The organism is Verrucomicrobium sp. BvORR034 (assembly GCF_000739635.1).
Lineage (GTDB): Bacteria > Verrucomicrobiota > Verrucomicrobiia > Verrucomicrobiales > Verrucomicrobiaceae > Verrucomicrobium.
In genome coordinates, this window is sequence record NZ_BATQ01000188.1 from 1 (window position 1) to 2,456 (window position 2,456).

The 2,456-nt window shown below is 63.5% G+C and carries 3 protein-coding genes; all 3 read right to left on the minus strand.

Features of this window, described 5'->3' with window-relative positions:
• Nucleotides 1–42: 42 nt before the first annotated feature.
• Nucleotides 43–1,536 (minus strand): IS66 family transposase, encoded by a 1,494-nt coding sequence (locus BV034_RS34045; RefSeq protein WP_081888340.1) that lies wholly within the window; start codon nucleotides 1,534–1,536, stop codon nucleotides 43–45.
• A gap of 88 nt (nucleotides 1,537–1,624) precedes the next feature.
• The gene (gene tnpB / locus BV034_RS34050) at nucleotides 1,625–1,984 is read right to left on the minus strand and encodes an IS66 family insertion sequence element accessory protein TnpB (RefSeq protein WP_050031393.1); all 360 of its coding nucleotides are present in this window, start codon (nucleotides 1,982–1,984) and stop codon (nucleotides 1,625–1,627) included.
• Nucleotides 1,978–2,361 (minus strand): transposase, encoded by a 384-nt coding sequence (locus BV034_RS34055; RefSeq protein ID WP_265593797.1) that lies wholly within the window; start codon nucleotides 2,359–2,361, stop codon nucleotides 1,978–1,980. The genes tnpB and BV034_RS34055 overlap by 7 nt, the downstream gene beginning before the upstream one ends.
• Between the last annotated feature and the right edge of the window lie 95 nt (nucleotides 2,362–2,456).

Here is a 2,456-nt window from a genome sequence, read left to right on the forward strand (position 1 = left end):
CGTAAGCGACTAACCAAGCCCGGTGGGGGCACGGCTTGACTTTTACTGGTCGGCACGCAGAGCCATCCACGCCCGGGGTGTGATCTCCTTCATCTGTTGATTGGTCATAGACGGCAGCCGCATGAACAAGTCCTTCAGGTATTCGTAGGCATCGGCCCCGGCCCGTCGGGCATTGTCCAGCAGCGTGTAATGAGCTGCTGCCCGGTCCCCAGCCTGCGCATCTCCCACGAACAACCAGTTCTTCTTGCCCACGGCGCTGGGCCGGATCGTGTTCTCCACCAGATTGCTGTCGATCTCCACACGCCCGTCCTCAAGGAACACCTCAAGGCCTGCCCTCTGGTTGAAGGCATAGCGCAAGGCCACCCCCGTGGGACTCTTGGGCAGGTGCTTGCGCTGCTGCTGCCATTGCTCCAGCTTCGCATAGATGTGCCCCACCACAGGACGGCTTCGGGCGGCTCGTGCCGCCTGTCTTTGCTCTGGTCCTGCCCGGGCCTGGCGCAACTCCTCCTCCACGGCATAGATCTCCTGGATCTGCAGCAGCACCCAGGCCGCGTCCTGGCAGTAGGTGGCTGTCTCAAAAAACTTGCGCCGTGCATGGGCCCAGCAACCCGCCAGGCGGATCGTGCCCGCCCGCCCCCGGCTCTGGGCAAAGGACCCGTAGGCGGCATATCCATCGCACTGGATGATGCCCTCGAACCTGGCGGGCACCAGGCTCTCCAGACACAAGGCCGCCCGTCCGGTGTGCCACTGGAAGTACGTCTCCTGGGTCAGCGGTGAGTGCGCCACCCACAGGTAGCCGGTTTTGGTCTGGCCATGGCCGGGGCTCAAGTACTCAATGGGTGTCTCATCAAGCTGGACGTACCCGCTGGCAAACACGCTCTGATGGATCTCGCGCATGAGCAGTCCGCAGGCCTCGGCGGTCATCGCGCTCCAGTTGGCCAGCGTCTGGCGGGAGATCTCCACGCCCAGTCCTGCATAGATGCCTTCCAGCCGGTGCCAGGGTAGATGGTCCCGGTAGCGCGACACCATGCTGTGAGCCAGCAGCGAGGGGGCGGCCAGACAGCGCTCCTGCAGGCAGGGCTGCAACGGGGCCACCACCGGAGGCAGATGCCGCTGGTCCTTGCGCACATACTTGCGCCGGATGATGCGCAGGCGCTCGAAGCTCGCCGGGGTGTACTCAAGTTGTTCGGTGACCTCCTGGCCGATGTGCACCCACTCCTCAGGGCAGGCCTTGACCTCCTCGGGGTCGATGAACACCTCTTTAACTGGCAGATGCTCCGGGATGCGGGGCTTGCGCTCCCTGGCTGCCTCTGCGGTGGCTGGCTCCTTGCCCGGCCGGGCCTGCTGGGCCGACTCCTCAGCCAGTGTGAGCTCCTCAATCCCGTCAAGCAGCAGCTGCATCTGCTCCGCATCAAGCTTCTCGCTGCTCTTGCCAAACATCCGGCGCGAGAGCGCATCGAGCTTGAGGCGCAGCAGTTTGTTCTCCAGACGCACCGCCGCGAGCTCCTCGCCTTTGCGACGAAGCTCTTCCATCAAAGTGGCGGCGTCGGGTTCAGGAGTCACCAGTCGCGTGATGTGGCCTCAAGCGCCGTGGTTGTCCAGCTTCAGATGCAGAAGGAAGGCTCTATCCCGCCCTTCGGTCATACCAGGGGCGCATCTTCGCGCCCCGCAGATCAATGCCGTCGGTGAGCATGGCCAGGGCCTGCGGTGCCAGGGCCAGCTTGGTCTGCGCGGGATCGGTGACGACCGGCCAGCTGAAAGTACCTTGTTCCAGGCGCTTGGTCAGCAGCCACCAGCCCGAACCATCCCAGTAGAGGATCTTGAGCACGGAGTGACGCCGGTTGCTGAAGACAAAGAGCGAGCCGCTACGGGGATCGTCCTGCAACTGAGCGCTGACCATGCCTTGAAGTGTGCCCGCCCCAGCCCGCATGTCACAAGGCTGAAGGGCGACGAAGACCTTGAGACTGCCTGCGAAGCTCAGCATGAGTGGAGGTCCAGGGAGTGCTTGAGTTCGAGTTGTCGCAGCAGTGCTGCAGCCAGGGGCATCTGCGAGGGGCAGGACAGGTGCAGACGGGCTCCGCCGGGCAGCAGTAGATCCAGACTGGTCGAAGACAGTGGCGGGATGGGGACGGCCTCCAAAAACGCAACGGTGGGATGGGAGTTGGCCTGCGCGGCCACGCAGGTGGAGGTTTTGGCCTGCCTGCGCCAGGTGACCAGCGTTTGGTACTTGATGCCAGCGGACCTGGCAAACTGGGGTCCGCTCAGACCAGAACGGGCGTAGGCCTCCAGCGCAGCTTGTCGTTGGGCAGGCGTGCTGCGCACCCTGGACCTGACATCACGCTTGAGCGGAGCTGATGCCATGGAAGAAGGATCACCATCAGTCATACCCCTCTGCTATGACCCATGGTAATAACGCTTCATAGCACCTTCAGACGGGGATTGGTTTGACGCTTACC